This window comes from Vreelandella indica, assembly GCF_037070225.1.
GTDB lineage: Bacteria > Pseudomonadota > Gammaproteobacteria > Pseudomonadales > Halomonadaceae > Vreelandella > Vreelandella arctica.
Genome location: NZ_JBANSO010000094.1, coordinates 1 through 1088, shown reverse-complemented (window position 1 = coordinate 1088; position 1088 = coordinate 1). Strand labels below are relative to the sequence as shown.

1 protein-coding gene is annotated in these 1088 nt (G+C 48.6%); it reads left to right on the top strand.

Annotated features, from left to right (window positions below):
- Positions 1–66 precede the first annotated feature (66 nt).
- Positions 67–1081, top strand: a protein-coding gene (locus tag V8L71_RS20655; RefSeq protein WP_336275343.1) for an IS630 family transposase whose coding sequence is annotated in 2 segments (ribosomal slippage) — positions 67–467 and positions 466–1081 — 1017 coding nt in all. Because the reading frame shifts where the segments join, the coding sequence is not laid out codon by codon here.
- Positions 1082–1088 lie beyond the last annotated feature (7 nt).

Genomic DNA, 1088 nt, shown 5'->3' with positions numbered 1-1088 from the left:
CTAAGTGACTTCGCATAAATTATCGTGTATAAATAACAAAGATCCATCAGAGTAAAATACGGAACCATGTCTCGGCGCTTACGTTTTGTTTCTTTAACACCTGACCAGCAACGACTCTTAAATGAAGCCTACCAGTACGGCGAAAAGAGAGCGCTACGTCGTCGGGCTCACGCCATTCTGCTCAACCACAAGGGCCATACGATTAACCAGATTCGCGATATTATCGGGGTCAAGCGCGATACGGTATCGACGTGGTTATCCCAATGGGAAGCAGGCGGTATTGAAGGGCTTCAAGACAAGCCTCGCGAAGGACGCCCCCACCTTCTCAGCGAGAGTGATCTTGCTGTGTTAGAGCAACTGGTTGAAGAATATCCCCATCAATTGCCTGTCCTCCATGCCAAGTTTCAGGAGCAGACAGGCAACGTCGTCAGCCAGGACACGTTGCGGCGCGCGTTAAAAAAAAGGCTATAGCTGTAAGCGGATACGCCGCTCATTGAGGGCACAGCGTGACGAAACAGATTTCCGCCATACGCAAGAGATGATCAATGTATTGAAGGAGTGGGAAGATGAGGGTGAGTGCGATCTCTATTTCTTTGATGAAGCCGGTTTCTCGCAATCATCGTCACTTCCTTATGCATGGAGCCCGATAGGCAAGCCCTGGGAAGTCACGGCCTACCCACACAGCAAACGATTGAATGTACTGGGCTTTCTCACCAGAAAAGACGAGTTTTTTCACCACATGACCACCGAGTCAGTGACCACTGAGACCGTTATAGAAGCCTTTGATCAGTTTGCGGCACATAAAGACCCTAACGCCTTCGCCGTCGTGATACTGGATAATGCCAAAATGCACCGTTCCAAGGCATTCCAGCGCAAACGTATTGATTGGATGGCACATCGCATTCATCTGGTCTATTTGTCGCCGTATTCGCCGGAGCTGAACCTGATCGAAATCCTTTGGCGCGAAATCAAATACCGGTGGCTACCGTTAACAGCCTACAGTTCGTTCGATAAGCTTTGTGAAGCGGTCAAAAACGTATGCAATGGTTACGGCACTAATTACTCTATAACTTATGCATAACCACTTA